Origin of the sequence: Mesorhizobium sp. WSM4306, from assembly GCF_007003975.1 — a bacterium.
In the GTDB taxonomy this organism is placed as follows: domain Bacteria; phylum Pseudomonadota; class Alphaproteobacteria; order Rhizobiales; family Rhizobiaceae; genus Mesorhizobium.
On record NZ_VFTC01000013.1, the window covers coordinates 40,320 to 56,155 of the forward strand.

12 protein-coding genes and 1 pseudogene are annotated in these 15,836 nt (G+C 62.9%); 5 read left to right on the forward strand and 8 right to left on the reverse strand.

Going from position 1 to position 15,836, the window contains the following annotated elements:
- Positions 1–4: 4 nt before the first annotated feature.
- Positions 5–1,402 (forward strand): NAD(P)(+) transhydrogenase (Re/Si-specific) subunit beta, encoded by a 1,398-nt coding sequence (locus FJV77_RS16735; protein ID WP_142867889.1) that lies wholly within the window; start codon positions 5–7, stop codon positions 1,400–1,402.
- A 184-nt stretch (positions 1,403–1,586) separates the two neighbouring features.
- Here FJV77_RS16735 and FJV77_RS16740 read toward each other — a convergent pair whose 3' ends face one another.
- Complete coding sequence (locus FJV77_RS16740) at positions 1,587–2,531, reverse strand: LysR family transcriptional regulator (RefSeq protein WP_142867890.1); 945 nt, start codon at positions 2,529–2,531, stop codon at positions 1,587–1,589.
- Between the two features lie 167 nt (positions 2,532–2,698).
- Between FJV77_RS16740 and FJV77_RS16745 the strand changes: the two genes are divergently transcribed.
- Both FJV77_RS16745 and FJV77_RS16750 read left to right on the forward strand, forming a co-directional pair.
- Positions 2,699–3,529, forward strand: a complete 831-nt coding sequence (locus FJV77_RS16745) for an NAD(P)H-dependent oxidoreductase (RefSeq protein WP_142867891.1) — start codon at positions 2,699–2,701, stop codon at positions 3,527–3,529.
- Position 3,530: 1 nt separating this feature from the next.
- Positions 3,531–3,824, forward strand: coding sequence for a hypothetical protein (locus FJV77_RS16750; RefSeq protein WP_246691287.1), 294 nt, complete (start codon positions 3,531–3,533; stop codon positions 3,822–3,824).
- Here the strand turns inward: FJV77_RS16750 and FJV77_RS32930 are convergent.
- Positions 3,715–4,264, reverse strand: a pseudogene (locus tag FJV77_RS32930) (hypothetical protein); the annotation flags it as partial. The gene FJV77_RS16750 and the pseudogene FJV77_RS32930 sit on opposite strands and share 110 nt — an antisense overlap.
- A gap of 125 nt (positions 4,265–4,389) precedes the next feature.
- Between FJV77_RS32930 and FJV77_RS16760 the strand changes: the two are divergent.
- Positions 4,390–5,841, forward strand: a complete 1,452-nt coding sequence (locus tag FJV77_RS16760) for a hypothetical protein (RefSeq protein WP_142867892.1) — start codon at positions 4,390–4,392, stop codon at positions 5,839–5,841.
- Between the two features lie 260 nt (positions 5,842–6,101).
- On the opposite strand, the gene gyrB is transcribed toward FJV77_RS16760, so the two are convergent.
- The 3 genes from gyrB to FJV77_RS16775 all read right to left on the reverse strand — a co-directional run bounded on the left by gyrB (position 6,102) and on the right by FJV77_RS16775 (position 12,002).
- Positions 6,102–8,573 carry a DNA topoisomerase (ATP-hydrolyzing) subunit B gene (gene gyrB, locus FJV77_RS16765; RefSeq protein ID WP_142867893.1) on the reverse strand — a complete coding sequence of 824 codons (2,472 nt, stop codon included), beginning with the start codon at positions 8,571–8,573 and terminating at the stop codon, positions 6,102–6,104.
- A 145-nt stretch (positions 8,574–8,718) separates the two neighbouring features.
- Positions 8,719–11,349, reverse strand: a complete 2,631-nt coding sequence (locus FJV77_RS16770; protein ID WP_246691288.1) for a caspase family protein — start codon at positions 11,347–11,349, stop codon at positions 8,719–8,721.
- A gap of 83 nt (positions 11,350–11,432) precedes the next feature.
- Positions 11,433–12,002, reverse strand: a complete 570-nt coding sequence (locus FJV77_RS16775; protein WP_142867894.1) for an NADPH-dependent FMN reductase — start codon at positions 12,000–12,002, stop codon at positions 11,433–11,435.
- 217 nt (positions 12,003–12,219) lie between these two features.
- On the opposite strand from FJV77_RS16775, the gene FJV77_RS16780 reads away from it, so the two are divergent.
- Complete coding sequence (locus FJV77_RS16780; RefSeq protein ID WP_142867895.1) at positions 12,220–13,590, forward strand: cytochrome P450; 1,371 nt, start codon at positions 12,220–12,222, stop codon at positions 13,588–13,590.
- 16 nt (positions 13,591–13,606) lie between these two features.
- On the opposite strand, the gene FJV77_RS16785 is transcribed toward FJV77_RS16780, so the two are convergent.
- The 3 genes from FJV77_RS16785 to imm45 form a co-directional block, all read right to left on the reverse strand.
- On the reverse strand, positions 13,607–14,587 hold the full coding sequence (locus FJV77_RS16785; RefSeq protein ID WP_142867896.1) for a complex I NDUFA9 subunit family protein: 981 nt from the start codon (positions 14,585–14,587) through the stop codon (positions 13,607–13,609).
- Positions 14,588–14,692: 105 nt separating this feature from the next.
- The gene (locus FJV77_RS16790; protein WP_142867897.1) at positions 14,693–15,145 is read right to left on the reverse strand and encodes a DoxX family protein; all 453 of its coding nucleotides are present in this window, start codon (positions 15,143–15,145) and stop codon (positions 14,693–14,695) included.
- A gap of 310 nt (positions 15,146–15,455) precedes the next feature.
- Positions 15,456–15,815 carry an Imm45 family immunity protein gene (gene imm45, locus FJV77_RS16795; RefSeq protein ID WP_142867898.1) on the reverse strand — a complete coding sequence of 120 codons (360 nt, stop codon included), beginning with the start codon at positions 15,813–15,815 and terminating at the stop codon, positions 15,456–15,458.
- Positions 15,816–15,836: the final 21 nt, after the last annotated feature.

The following is a 15,836-nucleotide window of genomic DNA, read 5'->3' on the forward strand; positions in this document are numbered from 1 at the left end:
CGCCATGAACGCCAACTTCGCGTCCTTCCTCTATCTGGTCTCCGGCGTCCTGTTCATCATGGCGCTGCGCGGCCTGTCGCATCCGACCACCAGCCGCCAGGGCAATCTGTACGGCATGATCGGCATGGGCATCGCCATTGCCACCACGCTTGCTCTGGCCGTGCCTTCGGCCCCCGGCTTCGGCCTGATCGTGCTTGGTCTGGCCATCGGCGGCGGCGTTGGCGCCGTCACCGCGCGCCGCATCGCCATGACCTCAATGCCGCAGCTGGTCGCCGCTTTCCACTCGCTGGTCGGCCTCGCCGCCGTCATGGTGGCCGCTGCCGCCATCTACGCGCCGGAAAGCTTTGGCATCGGCACCAGTGGCGACATCCACGCCCAGGCGCTGATCGAGATGAGCCTTGGCGTCGCCATCGGCGCCATCACCTTCACCGGCTCGGTCATCGCCTTCCTGAAGCTCGATGGCCGCATGTCGGGCAAGCCGATCATGATCGGCGGCCGCCATGTCATCAACGCCGTGCTCGGGATCGCGCTGATCGTGCTGATCGTGCTGCTGGTTATCACCGAGGCGAAGCTGGTGTTCTGGCTGATCGTCGCCGCGTCGCTGCTGCTCGGCGTCCTGCTCATCATCCCGATCGGCGGCGCCGACATGCCGGTCGTCGTCTCGATGCTGAATTCTTATTCCGGCTGGGCGGCAGCCGCGCTCGGCTTCACGCTCGGCAATCTGGCGCTGATCATCACCGGCGCGCTGGTCGGCTCGTCCGGCGCGATTCTGTCCTACATCATGTGCAAAGGCATGAACCGGTCGTTCATCTCGGTCATCCTCGGTGGCTTCGGCGGCGAGACCGCGGCAGTGGCCGATGACGGCATCGAGCGCACGGTCAAGCAGGGCTCGGCCGACGACGCCGCCTATTTGATGATGAACGCGCAGAAGGTCATCATCGTGCCGGGCTACGGCATGGCGGTCGCCCAGGCGCAGCATGCGCTGCGCGAAATGGCCGACAAGCTGAAAGCCAATGGCGTCGATGTGAAATACGCTATCCATCCGGTCGCCGGCCGCATGCCCGGCCACATGAACGTGCTGCTGGCCGAAGCCAACGTGCCCTATGACGAGGTGTTCGAGCTCGAGGACATCAACTCCGAATTCGCGCAGGCCGACGTCGCCTATGTCATCGGCGCCAACGACGTCACCAACCCGTCCGCTCGCGACGACAAGTCGTCGCCGATCTACGGCATGCCGATCCTCGACGTCGACAAGGCCCGCACCTGCCTGTTCGTCAAGCGTTCGCTCGGTTCCGGCTATGCCGGCATCGACAACACGCTGTTCTACAAGGACGGCACCATGATGCTGCTCGGGGACGCCAAGAAGATGACCGAGGAAATCGTCAAGGCGATGGATCACTGATCCCACCGGGGCCGATAAGCATCGCTCACAAATGAAGGATGCAGTTTAATACATGTCGCCCAAAAGTGACCTCGGTTTTGGGACAACGACATGCATAAAAACAAAAGCCTAAAGCGCGTCGCATGTATCCGTTTCGACGCGACGCGCTTTTAGGAATTCACGAAAACGATTGGTCCCTCCATCGTCACCGGTGGCCGGCGTTCGCGGCAACACTACCGCGCTCGCTGGTCCAAGCGTTGATCATCGAGACAATGGCCTCCCGAATCCAGCGTTGGCCGCTATGTCCGTGACCGCGCTCGTGCCACACCATGCCCACCGCGAACCCTTCCACGGGAAACGGGCAATCGATCAGCTTCAACTCGTCGGTTCGGTCGTGGACCAGCTGTTCGGGGACCAGCGCCACAAAGTCAGACCGAGCCACGATCTCGGGAACGAGCAGGAATGAAGCCGCCGACAGCACGACGTTGCGACTGTGTCCAAGCGCCGCCATGGCGGTGTCAACCGGGGTGATGAAATCACCTCCGATCAGGGACACGATCACGTGCTCCATTCGAGCATATTCCTTGACCGTGATCCGATCCTGCAGCTGCGGATGGTCACGACGCCCGATCAGCACATAGCGATCGTCGAACAGGTGCCTCGTGCGAAGACTTGGCGGCGCGGCCTGCGGCGTCATCAGCGCCAGGTCGACATCGCCGCGCCCCATCTGTGCTTCCAGTTGCGGCAAATCAAGATTGCGCATCGCCACACGCACCCCGGGCGCACTCGTCCTGAGTTTCATGACAAGCGGTCTGATGATCGCTGCCTGCAGATAGTCCGTGCAGGCGATGGTGACCGTCAACCGGGCCTTTGATGGGTCGAAGTTTCGGTTCGTGGCCACGGTTGCGCGGACGTGATCAAGGGCATGGCGCAATGGGCCGAGCAGTTCGATCGCCTTGGCGGTCGGCGTCATCCCCCGCTGCACGGGAATGAGCAGCGGGTCGTCGAACACATGCCTGAGGCGATTGAGCTGGGCACTTACCGCCGGTTGACTGAGGTGCAGGCGCGCGGCCGCCTTGGTCACGTTCTGCTCGACCAGCAACGCTTCCAGGGTGATCAGCAGGTTCAGGTCGAGGCGTTTGCTATCCATGGCTTGGATGGTAGCTCAATATTTTCGCGATTTCCAACATAGCTCAAGGCAATGGAAACTCCCCATGCCGAATGAAAAGGCGGCCCAGCTGTGCGCTCCGGCTGCAGTAGGCAGGAACTACAAAGCGGCTCCTTTCATCCCAGCGGTCTCAAGTGGAGAATGAAATCATGAAGAAGACGGTTCTCATCGTTCATGCGCAACCCGAACCCACATCGCTAACCCACCACCTCGTCAGCGTCGGTGTCGAGGCCCTTGAGGGGCAAGGGCACAAAGTCCTGCTGTCGGACCTGTACCGCATGAACTGGAAGGCCACGTTCGATGAACATGACTTTCCGTCCCGCCTCGACACGAGCCGGCTTGGGTTTATTACCGAGTCCGAGCATGCCTATGGCAACGGGCTGCAGACCTCGGACGTCGAGGCCGAACAAGAAAAAATCCTGGCCGCTGACGCGGTGATACTGCAGTTTCCGCTTTGGTGGTTCGGTATGCCGGCGATCCTCAAGGGCTGGGTCGACCGTGTCTTTGCATACGGCCTGGCGTATGGCTTCAAGGGTGCCGGCAACAAGTATCGCTACGGCGATGGTGCCCTCAAGGGCAAACGGGCAATGTTATCCGTGATGGTCGGCGGTCCGGAGAAGGACTATTCGCCGCGAGGCATCAACGGGCCGCTCGAGCAACTGCTCTTCCCCATCACCCACGGCACCCTGTTCTTCCCCGGCATGGGCGTGCTGCCCACCCATGCGGTCTATGGAACCGGAAGCATCACGGTCCAAGGCGTGGCTGCAGCGGACGATGAATGGCGCCTTCGTCTCGAAGGTCTTTTCGAGGATCCACTCATCCCCTTCCGGTCGCAAAACGGGGGGGACTATCCGGACGCCCACGTCCTGGCCAGTGATGTTGCCGCAGGTCAAAGCGGATTGCTGGCGCATATTGCGGGCAGGCAATTTGCCCGGCGATCGGTTGAGACGGCTCCTCAAACTGCAGATATTGGGGCGTGATATGAAGACCGTCGTGATATTGACCAGACGGCCAGGTGCCGCCACAGACGGCCTGGCAAGGCTTCACCGGGCAGAGCTTCTGGCTGCCTGGGCGGGCATCGCCGCCGGTTCCGTGCGTGCGATCCATGGGTTGCTGGAGGGAGGCGGCGCGGTACTGGAAATGGAGACGAGCACGATGGACGAGGTCAGGAGCTTCGTCGAGTCCCTGCCCTATGTTGACGAAGCGTTGCTTGACGTGCGGTACTGCCCGCTGAAGCCGTTTGTGGGCTTCGCGGATCTTTTCGCGCCCGCTTGAGCCCGCTTCCCTCTCTTGACGGCTGCTCCGGTGCCATCGGCATATTCGCCTGGCAAACAAGAAGATGACCGAGGAAATCGTCAAGGGGATGGATCACTGACGCCGCTGCGTTTTTAGCGAACGAAAAGCCCGGCCCTGCGGCCGGGCTTCCTGCTTTAAAGAGCGCAGGCGGTTCAGCGACTGGGACGAACAGCGCTTCCTCATCATCGCGCTGCCTGCCGCCGAGGGCTGCCGCGGCACTGTCGATGAAGGATGCGCGAGGCCTGGCCGACCGCGGCGGCGTCGCAATCCGGATTGACAGCCGCCAGCTTGCTGGCGTCCGCCGGGCGAAACAGCGAATCCACGAGATAGGACATCCCATTGTCAGCCGATGCGCCGCCGGCATTGGCCGACGCGCCGGCCGATGCGCCATTTGGCGCGCTGGCACGAGCCAAGACTGCAAAAGTGTGGATTGGTTCACGGAGTTCCACATTGGTTGCGGTGTATTGTTGGCTCGGGGAGGCATCCCGGGCTAGCATGGAAACAATCCCGGCCTCTCGGCAGGATCTCGTCAACGGAGACGTTGGTGCCTACAGCTGTCGCATCGCCGGCTTCCAAAAAAGCCCCGCACAAGCTCAGCCAGGCGGTGGTGATCGTGCATGGCATGGGTGAGCAGCGGCCTATGGATACGCTGCGCGGCTTTGTTCAGGCGGTCTGGAGCGGCGATCCCACCCGTGCTCCGCCTTACGCCCGGATCCCTGATCCGGCCCAGCCCGACACCACGATTAACCAAAGCTGGATCACGCCCGACAGCCGGACCAAGTCGCACGAGTTGCGCCGCATCACCACGCCTTACGATGTCGATGGCCGCCGCACCGATTTCTACGAACTCTATTGGGCCGACATCACGCAAGGCACGACGCGCGGACGGCTGGCCGCCTGGGTGACGAACCTGTTGTGGCGCAAGCCCGCCGATATTCCGCCCGACGCCCGCAAGCTCTATGCCGCCACGCTTTTGATCGTCATCCTCATTCTCGGCGCGGCACTGGTGCTGGCGACGTCGATCTGGCAGCAGGCTTTGTCCGTGGCTACCGGCCTCGTGATCACCGCTCTCGCCTCTTTTGTCATCTGGGCAGTGGACCAGTTCGCCCTTCCCTATTTCGGCGACGTCGCCGCCTATGTGCGCGCCGAAGCGGCGACGATCGAGAAGCGGGCCTTGATCCGCGACCGCGGCCTGACGCTGCTCAAGACGCTCATGAAGGACGATGCTTACGACCGCATTGTGCTCGTCTCGCACAGCCTGGGGTCGATCATCGCCTATGATCTGCTGCAGATCTTGTGGGCCGAGTTCCGGCCGCGAAGACTGGAAGCCGTCCGCGACAAGGCGAAACTGGAAGCGGTCGAAGCCATCGACAACGCAACGCTCGGTTCCGATGGCTCAACGTGGCCCACGGGCATCAACGACCTCGCCGGCTTTCGACGCGAGCAGTGGGAGCTGTATCGGCAGCTCCGGGCCAAAGACGCGGACCATCCACTGCCATGGAAGATCAGCGATTTCGTCACGCTTGGCAGTCCGCTCTCCCACAGCGAGTTTCTGGTGACCTACAATCTCGCCGAATTCCGGCGCGGCCTCGCCGAGCGGCTGTTCTCGGCGTGCCCGCCGATTGCCGATGGCGGGCAGGCCGGCGGCACCGTGCTTTATCAGGAGGGTCACAGCCCCGCAGGCAAGGCGCAGCGCGCGGTGCATCATGGCGCGGTGTTTGCGGCAACGCGCTGGACCAACGTCTTCGATCACGGCAATGGCTGGGCGACAGGCGATCCTATTTCGGGACCGATGACGGAAAATTTCGGCCCCGGCGTCGAGAATATCCAGGTCGAGCTGCACAGCTCGCTCGGCCGCGTCTTCACCCACACGCTCTATTGGTCATCGACGGCAACCGGCGACGAGGTCGCCCCGCCAGCAGGCGCAGTGCCGCGCTCGCATCTGCAAGTGCTGCGCGACGCCGTCGATCTCGGCCGCAGGCTTGAGCCGAGCTGAGCGGCGGTGTCGAGAGCGGTTCATCGGTGGAGATTGGCCGAAGCCTTCCCGACTTCGTCATCCTAGGGCGAAGCAGGAGCGAAGCTCCGTCGCGAAGACCCTAGGATCCATTCCGTGACCTCGATCGAAGGGTGCAGCGAGGCAGAATTCTGCACTGTTTTCAATGCCTTAATGTTACGGCATGGATCCTAGGGTCTGCGCCGCGTCGCTACGCTCCTTGCTCCGCCCGTGGATGACGAAACGATAGGAAGTCTCAGGCCTCAAATATCCAGATTGGCTACCGACAGCGCGTTGTCCTGGATGAATTCGCGCCGCGGTTCGACCTCGTCGCCCATCAGCCGCGAAAACAAGCTGTCAGCATCGGTCGCGTCATTGACCTTGACCTGCAGCAGCGAGCGCACATTCGGGTCGAGCGTGGTTTCCCACAGCTGCTCGGCGTTCATCTCGCCGAGGCCCTTGTAGCGCTGCATGGTCAAGCCTTTGCGGCCCGTCGCAAACACCGCATTGAGCAGCGCCAGCGGCCCCGAAATGGTTTCGGAGACATCCTTGCGGCGCAGCACCGGCGGCTCGCCATAGACCTCGGTGAGGCGCGGCGCATAGCGGTCGAGCTGGCGTGCGTCGGCCGAATTGATCAGCCCGGCATCGAGCTGGGCGAACTCCTTGACGCTGCGCACCGTGCGCTCGAAGACATAGCCGCCGACACCTTCGTTGGAGGTCGACAGCCGGCCGGTCCAGCCGCGCTCTGTATCCTCGGCAATGATGTCGAGGCGCTGGGCGACGCGTTCGGCCATGGCGTTGGCGCGGCCAAGATCGTTGAGCACATCGGCATTGAGCGCGCCGGCAATCGCCGCCTGTTCGACCACGCCCCTGTTGTAGCGCGTGTGCAGCCCGTTGATCAGCTGGCGCACCGCCAGCGCGTCGTCGATGGACCCGCGCAGATCCTGTCCGGCCCGCGCTTCGCCGGAGGCGAGTGTCAGCGACGCCTCCTCCAGCCCGGAGCCGATCAGGAACTCCTCGAAGGCGCTCTCGTCCTTGATGTATTGCGAGCTTTTGCCCCGCGTCACTTTGTAGAGCGGCGGCTGGGCGATGTAGAGATGGCCGCGCTCGATCAGCTCCGGCATCTGCCGGAAGAAGAAGGTCAGCAGTAAGGTCCTGATATGGGCGCCGTCGACGTCGGCGTCGGTCATCAGGATGATCTTGTGGTAGCGCAATTTGTCGGCGTTGAACTCGTCCTTGCCGATCGAGGTACCGAGCGCGGTGATCAGCGTGCCGATCATCTCGGAGCCGAGCATGCGGTCGAAGCGCGCGCGCTCGACATTGAGGATCTTGCCGCGCAACGGCAGGATCGCCTGGTTCTGCCGCGAACGGCCGCCCTTGGCCGAACCGCCGGCGGAGTCACCCTCGACGATGAAGATTTCGGATTTCGCCGGGTCGCGTTCCTGGCAATCGGCCAGCTTGCCGGGCAGCGAGGTGACGCCGAGCGAGCTCTTGCGGGTGATGTCGCGCGCCTTGCGCGCCGCCTCGCGCGCCGCGGCCGCCTGGATCACCTTGTCGATGACGACCTTGCCTTCGGTCGGGTGTTCTTCCAGCCAGGTGCCGAGTGCCTCGTTGACCAGGCCTTCGACCACCGGACGCACCTCGGACGAGACCAGCTTGTCCTTGGTCTGTGAGGAGAATTTCGGATCGGGAACCTTGACCGACAGCACCGCCGTCAAACCTTCGCGGCAATCGTCGCCGATCAGCGCCACCTTTTCCTTCTTGGTCAGACCCGAGGACTCGCCATAGCCGGTGATCTGGCGCGTCAGCGCGCCACGGAAACCGGCCAGATGGGTGCCGCCGTCGCGCTGCGGGATGTTGTTGGTGAAGGCCAGCACGTTCTCGTGGTAGCTGTCGTTCCACCACATCGCCACTTCGACGGTGATGCCGTCGCGCTCCGCCTTGATGGCAATCGGCTTGTCGATCAGCGGTTTCTTGACCCGGTCGAGATATTTGACGAACTCTTCCAGCCCGCCATCATAGTGCAACTCGTGGCGCACGACGTCAGCATGGCGGGCATCGGTCAAGATGATGCGCACACCCGAATTCAGGAAGGCAAGCTCGCGCAGCCGGTGTTCCAGCGTGGCGAAATCGAACTCGACCATGGTGAAGGTTTCGGACGACGGAAAGAAGGTGATCTCGGAACCGCTGCGGCCTTCATAGGTGCCGGGCTGCTTGTCCTGCTCGTAGCTGCCGGTGGCCTTCAGCGGCGCATCGGAATTGCCGTGCGTGAAGCTCATTTCGAAAATCTGGCCGTTGCGGCGGATTTTCAGCTTCAGCCAGGCCGACAGCGCATTGACCACCGAGACGCCGACGCCGTGCAGGCCGCCGGACACCTTGTAGGAATTCTGGTCGAATTTGCCGCCGGCATGCAGCTGCGTCATGATCACTTCGGCCGCCGAAATGCCCTCGCCAGTGTGGATATCGGTCGGAATGCCGCGGCCATTGTCGATAACGGTGACCGAACCGTCGGGATTGAGCGTCACCGTCACCAGGTCGGCATGGCCGGCCAGCGCCTCGTCGATGGCGTTGTCGACCACCTCATAGACCATGTGATGCAGGCCCGAGCCGTCATCGGTGTCGCCGATATACATGCCCGGCCGCTTGCGGACGGCGTCCAACCCCTTCAAAACCTTGATGGAATCGGCGCCGTATTCGGCTTCGGCGCCGATGGTGTTGTCGCTCTGATCGCTCATGAAAACCTGTTGTCTAGATGCCGCTTATACAGCGCGAAAAATCGGCCCCGAATCGCGCTTCTGATATCGCCTAGATATAGGCGCTAAAGGCGGCTTTTCCAAGGTTTGCGGGGATTTCCAGCCTAAATCCCCAACCGGCAGCCGGCTATTTTTTTCGGGCGTTGGAATGGGCCAGAAGGTTGCGCAAATATTTGATCATGAATTTGTCTCCGGGCGCCAGCCGTCCCGTACGGTCGAGCTCCAGCGTCAGCTTGAGCGCCTTGGTCAGCGCCGCCTTCGGATCCCTCGCCACATAGGCATAGGCGACGTAGGCGCGCGCCAGATCGATTTGCCAGATCGCATTGTTCGGATCGGACTGGGCCAATTTCTGGGCAATGGCGAGGCTGGCCTCGAAGGCCGCCTTGGAGCCCTCAAAGTGACGTCGATCGGTTTCCAGATAACCGATCTTCTGCAAGGTGATCGACATATCGCGCTGCCAGTTCGAATTGGCAGGATCGAGCTTGGCCAGCCGATCGGCTATAGCAAGACTGTCCTGATAGTTTTGCAGAGCACCGCTGGCATCGCCCTGCTCTCTACGCACCTCGGCGACCTGTTCGAGACACACAGACAGGTCGCGCTGCCAGTCCGTGTTGCCGGGATCGATGGCGGCAAGGTCGCGCGCCGTGGCCAGCGCCTGCTGGAAGGACTCCAGCGCTAGCGGCCAATCCTTCTGGTCGCTGTAAGCTTTGCCGATCTTGGCGTAACCGACCGACAGGTCGCGCTTCAAATCGGTGTCGTTTGAGTCGCGGCGCACAAGCGCTTCGGCGATCACCTGGCTCTTGTTGTAGGCGTCGAGCGCACCGGCAGCGTCGCCACGCTCACGCAGAACGTCGCCGATTCTGGTGTAGCTGACGGAGACGGCGTGCTGGTGCCTGGGGTCATCGGGTTTATTCTCGGCCAGTGCCAGCCGAATTCTCAGGCTCTCTTCAAATGCCGTCTGGGCGCCATCCAACTGGCCGGCGGTACGAGCAAGATCGCCGATTTCGTCATAGGTAATGGTCAGGTCGCGCAGCAAATAGACGCTGTTCGGCTCGGCATTGGCCAATTGCTGCTTGATGGCCAGGCTTTGCTGATAGGCCTGGGCTGCCGCACCCACATCACCTTGCGTCGCCAGCACATTGCCGATCTTGTCATTAGCCGTGGCCAGATCGCCGAGCCAGTCTTTTTTGTCACGGACCTTTGCGGTCAGATCCCGCAGCATGTCCCTGGCCGCCTCATAGTTTTCGAGCGAGGCCGGCAGGTCACCTTGCGCCATCTTTATGTTGGCGAGCTTGATATGGCTGATGGCAAGGTCACGCTTGACGCTGGGGTCGCTCTCCTGGCGCGACCGCTGCTCGAGATTGGCCAGCAGTGCTGTAAAGGCGCGGCCGGCCGCCTCGACATTGCCGACCGTCGTATAGAGGATGCCGAGTTCTTCCAGCGTGCGGCTCTGGCGGTCGGCCTGTTCCAGGCTGAGCGAGGTCTGCCCGGCCTCGCCATACAGCGACAGCACCGTTTCATAGTCCTTGATGGCGGTGGCATAGTCGAGGCTGGCGCGCGCCGCGCCGCCTGACAGAAAGCGCGTCGCGGCCTCGGAAAGGGTTCGGCTGACGAATTTGTCCTTCAGCGTGCTGCGCGAGACATTGTCGATATCGGCGGCCTTGGCGAGGATTACGCGTGCGCCGTCGAAGGCGCCGAGCGACAATTGCTGCTCGGCCTGTCGGCGAAGGTCGGCCACCTTCGGGTCGTCGGCGGCGAACGCCTTCATGTCATCGCGCACCTTGACGAAAGCGTCAGCCGCCTCGCGCAGCCGGGCGTCCAGGCTTTCGCCGGAGAGATGGCTGGTATCGGTGCTGATCAGCGCGCCATAGAGCGGCGCCAGCGGCATATCGGCATCGCTGGCGACCCGTTCGACCGCGCCGCGCATCTCGGGCGTCACGTCGGCCATGGCGAGCAACAGCCGTTCGCGCTCCGGCAACTGCTCCTTGGCCGCCGAGGCAAAGAACAACTTCGGCAGTCCGTTTTCGACATAGGGCAACTGCTTGCCGCGGCTGAGGTCATAGACCTCCTGCTGCACCAGCGTCAGCACCGAGCGTATCTCGAGCCCGTCGGTGCCGAGATATTTGGTCAGCGCCGCTGTGAAGGGCGAATTCGCGCCGGTTCCGTCGGCGGCCGTCTCGCCGGGCGCCGCCGAAAAGGCGAACAGGATGTTTTCCGCCTTGCCGATGCGCCCGAGACCCGGCTTGACCTTGTCCACCAGATCCTTGATCAGCGATGTCGCGCCGCGCCCGTCGCCGCTAGTCCCGGAGAACGGATCGCTGCGGCAGGCATCGAGCACGATCAGCCCGACCTTGGCAGTGGCGGCAACCGCGTCGCGCACCTCTTCCAGCGGCAGGCTGGTCTTTTCCAGCTGGTCGAGCGAGGAGGCATCGGCGTCGACCGGCAACAGCCGGTTATCGCCTGAGATTTCGACGCCATGGCCGGAAAAATACACCAGCGCCACATCGGCGCCCTTGGCGTCCTCGCGAAAATCGTCGAGCGCGCGGCGCATGCGCCTGAGGTCGCGATTGGTTTCGAGAGTAACTTCGAAGCCAAGCTTCTTCAGCGCCGCTTCCATCGCCTCGCCGTCATTGACCGGATTGGAGAGCTTCCGCACCAGCCGATAGTCGTCATCGGCAATGACCAGCGCCACGCGCCGCTCCGCCACCGCGGTCGCGGTGGTCGCAAGCATCAGCAGCAAGGCAAACAAAAACCGCAAGTCGAACCGCCCCCGGCTCAGTCACCTGCCGACCATTCCATCTCTTTATGGCATGAGCAAGCCGGGGCCGAAAACCGGCTGCTTTACGCCGCCCGCATCGGCTTCAGCGCCTCGCTCCAGCGCGACAGCTCGTCCAGCATGGCTTTGGTTCCGCCCTGCACCTGCTCGCTGGCCTTGAAGGAGCCGTCGCTCTCCAGCAGTTTCTGGTAGAGCGGCAGCGCGACACCTTCGGGGATCGGCATGATGCCGACCGAGGTCAGCAGCGGCTTGAGCGCTTGCGCGGCACGCAGGCCGCCGGAGACGCCGCCATAGCTGAAGATCGCTGATGGCTTGTATTTCCATTCGCGGAGGAGGTAGTCGATGGCGTTGACGATCGCCGGCGCGACGAAATAATTGTACTCCGGCGCCACGAACACAAAGGCGTCGGCGGCATCGATGGCCTTCGACCAGGCTTTGGTGTGGTCGTTCTGATAATTGCCGAGCCTCGGGTGATGCGGTTCGTCCAGAACCGGCAGCTGGAATGCGGCAATGTCGGTCAGCACCGGTTCGAATTTGCCGTGTTCGCGCGCAAATCCCTCCAGCCAGTGGGCGAAGACCGGCCCGGCACGGCCGGGCCGCGTGCTGCCTATGATGATGCTCAGCTGGTGCTTCAAGGCGGGCTCTCCTGGGCGGTTTTTAGTATCTGTTGGTGACTGTGCCCTACTGCAGAGTGTCCTACCGGACAAGGCGCAGCCGTTTCACAGGCGGTCACGATCCGATGAACACACTATCTGTCGACGCAAGCCCGCGCTGCCACTTTCCGGCTTGCCCTTCGGTCACATGGACGCCCCGATTGCCAGCCACTACATTGAGGCATCAGCGGAGTACCTCATGGACACGCAGCCCGCTCCCTTCGTGCCGCCGGCGCCCAAGCCGCGCACGACGCCGCCTTCGACGCTGGAGATGATGCGGATCGTTTACCGCAATCCGCTCGAACTGTGGGGCGAGCACACCTACAACGAACCCTGGATATCGGCGAATGGCATCGGCGGGCACCTGATCATCGCCAACGATCCGGGCCTCATCCGCCATGTGCTGATCGACAACGCCAAGAACTACAAGATGGCGACGGTGCGCCAGATGATCTTGCGCCCGATCCTGCGTGACGGCCTGCTGACCGCAGAGGGCGAGGTGTGGAAGCGCTCGCGCAAGGCGATCGCGCCGGTGTTCACGCCGCGTCACATCTTCGGTTTCGCCGAGCCGATGCTGCGCCGCACGATGCAGTTCGTCACCCGCTACGAGAGTGGCGGTATGTCCGATATCGCCCATGACATGACGCTGCTTACCTACGATATCCTGGCCGAAACGCTGTTTTCCGGCGAGATCGCTGGTGAGCCTGGCAGCTTCGCCGGGGAGATCGATCGCCTGTTCGAGACCATGGGGCGCGTCGATCCGCTCGATCTGTTGCGCGCGCCCGAATGGCTGCCACGGCTGACCCGCATCCGCGGCCGCAAGACCATGGCGTACTTCCGCAAGATCGTCACCGATACGGTCAAGATGCGCGAGGAGCGGCTGAAGCGAGACCCCGACACCGCGCCGCAGGATTTCCTGACGCTTCTGCTGCGGGCCGAAGGCCCGGACGGGCTGACGCGCGCCGAGGTCGAGGACAACATCATCACCTTCATCGGCGCCGGCCACGAGACCACGGCGCGCGCCCTCGGTTGGACGCTCTATTGCCTGGCCGAAGCGCCGTGGGAGCGCGAAAAAATCGAGCGCGAAATCGATTCCGTGCTGGCACGCGAACCCGACCCGACGAAATGGCTCGACGCCATGCCGTTCACCCGCGCCGCCTTTGAGGAGGCGCTGCGGCTCTATCCGCCGGCGCCGTCGATCAACCGCGAGCCGATCGAGACGGAGACGTGGAACGATCTGGTGCTGCCCAAGCGCGCCGCCGTGCTGGTTATGCCCTGGGTCGTGCACCGGCACAGGAAACTGTGGGACAGGCCCGACGCCTTCATGCCGGAGCGGTTCCATCCGGGAAATCGCGAGAAGATCGACCGCTTCCAGTATCTGCCGTTCGGCGCCGGGCCGCGCATCTGCATCGGCGCCAGTTTCGCCATGCAGGAGGCGATCATTGCGCTCGCCATCATGCTGTCGCGCTTCCGCTTCGATGTGACGGCGGAAACCAAGCCGTGGCCGGTGCAGAAATTGACGACGCAGCCGCAGGGCGGCCTGCCGATGCAGGTCACGCGCCGCGTTTGACGGCGCGACGCCTTGGTTACGCGATCCCTGCGGGCTTGCGCTGGAACTGGCCGGCGGCGCGGAAGCGCCAGAGGTAGCTCGGCAGGATGGTGCCAATCGAATGCGGCTGGATGTCGAGGCCGGCAAGCGTCCTGTTCTCCTTGGTCGCCGCCTCCGAGACGATGTTGTGCTCGCGCAGCTGCAGCACCTGGTCCTTGGTCAGCAGCGGATTGGGCAGCAGGCCGAGGACCGAGGCCTGCAGATTGGCGACCCACCACGGCACCGGCACCAGGAGCCGCTTGCGTTCGATGACCGTGAGCAACTCTTCCATGCATTCCTTGAAGGTCAGCACCTGCGGCCCGCCGAGCTCATAGATCTGGCCGCCCTGGACCTTGCCTTCGACCGAGCGCGCCACCGCCTCGGCGACATCGCCGACATAGACCGGCTGGAATTTGGTGTGGCCGCCGCCGATCAGCGGCAGCACCGGCGAATAGCGCGCCATTTCAGCGAAGCGGTTGAAGAAGCTGTCCTCCGGCCCGAAATTGATCGAGGGACGGAAGATGACGGCATCGGGGATGGTCTCCAGCACGGCCTTTTCACCGAGCGCCTTGGTGCGGGCATAGTCGGACTCGGCGTTAAGGTTGGCGCCCAGCGCCGAAATATGGGTGAGGCCGGCGCCGACCGAGCGCGCTGCCTCGGCCACGGCGCGGGTGCCGAATTCGTGCACGGTGTTGAACTTCTGCCGACCGCTCTCATGCAGGATGGCGACAAGGTTGATGACGTGGTCGGCGCCCTGCACGGCGCGATCGACCGACCAGCGCATGCGCACATTGGCCTGCACAGGCTGGATCTGGCCGACATTGCCGAGCGGCTGCAGATGGCCCGCGAGATCGGGCCGGCGCACCGGCACCCGGATGCGGTAGCCGCGCTTGGCCAGCGCCCGCACGATGTGGCGGCCGACAAACCCGGAGCCGCCGAAGACGACCACGAGCTTGGGGATTTGCAGGATTTCGGTCATGGCTGGCTCCGGCGCTCGAAAGCTTGGCTGAAGCCGTTTCATAGTCCGTTTTGGGCCAAAGGCAAAGGGTGACGCGTCGTCGCTGCCACCCCATTTTCCCACCTTTCAGAACGCCTTGCCGATGCGCGCATCGACCGATTGGCGGTTGCCGCCGCGGATGACGAAGAACAGCAGGATTGCCGCCCACAAAAGCGACTTTTCAGCGCCGGAAAAGCCCTGGCCGACAGTGATCCAGTGGAACCAGACGGTGACCAGCAGCACGAACATGCCGGCAAAGGCGGCCGGGCGGGTCAACAGGCCGATGGCGATCAAAATGCCGCCGAAGAATTCGGTGCAGGACAAAAGCAATGACCAGAACGCACCGGGATAGAAGCCGAGACCTTCGACCATTTCGGCGGCGCCGAAAGGGTTGGTGATCTTCTGCGAGCCGTGGATGGTGAGAAACCCGCCGGCGACGACGCGAAGCAGGGTTTCCACGCCGTCATGCAACGACGAATACAGGCGGCCAAACACCGGGATGATCAGTCTGCCGCGGGAAGCGTCGGTGGTTACGGACATCGTAGCTCCTGTTGTTGTGTGATGACCCCTAGCAAACGCCCGATGGCTCCCGGCAAGTCAAGTTAACAAAAGTTAACTTTCACCGTCATGTTTACCGCGCTTAGCGTAAGACGCAGAAAACCCCGCCGAAGCGGGGTTTTCCGGGTGACGCAACGGTCGAGACAGGGCTCGAGGCGGCTGACCTGAGACGGCATACGCCCGCCCCGGCCCTAAACGCATTCGACAGAAGACACCGACCGGGCAAACCCGACCCGGCAGCTATTGGTCGCTGCCGCGCCCGAAAAGGTTCAACGGGCGGTGCTGCGAAAAGCTATTCTTCGGGCAGTTTGTCTGGTGCCGGGCGACCAGCCAGGCAAACCCAGACCTGGTCGGGGGTGGATTCGCTATCGACGCAATTTTGCCAATTGTGCCTCAGCCATTCGGGCGAAATGGCCACCACCTTGCCCGGGACCTTCGCCTCTGCCGGAAGAAATACGAGGACGTTGCCTGCTCCATAGCCGGAATCGCGAACCAGACCCAGGCCTGACGCCTCATGCGTTTCAAAAAGCATGTAGTCGATGACTTCCTCTATGGACGCCATCTTCCGGTAACGAAACAGCGATCCGCGAAAAAGAGGCGGATCGTCCTTCAGATGATCCAGCCTGGTCCAGGTCATTTTCGGAATATCCAAGTCGAACTCCTGGACGAGACT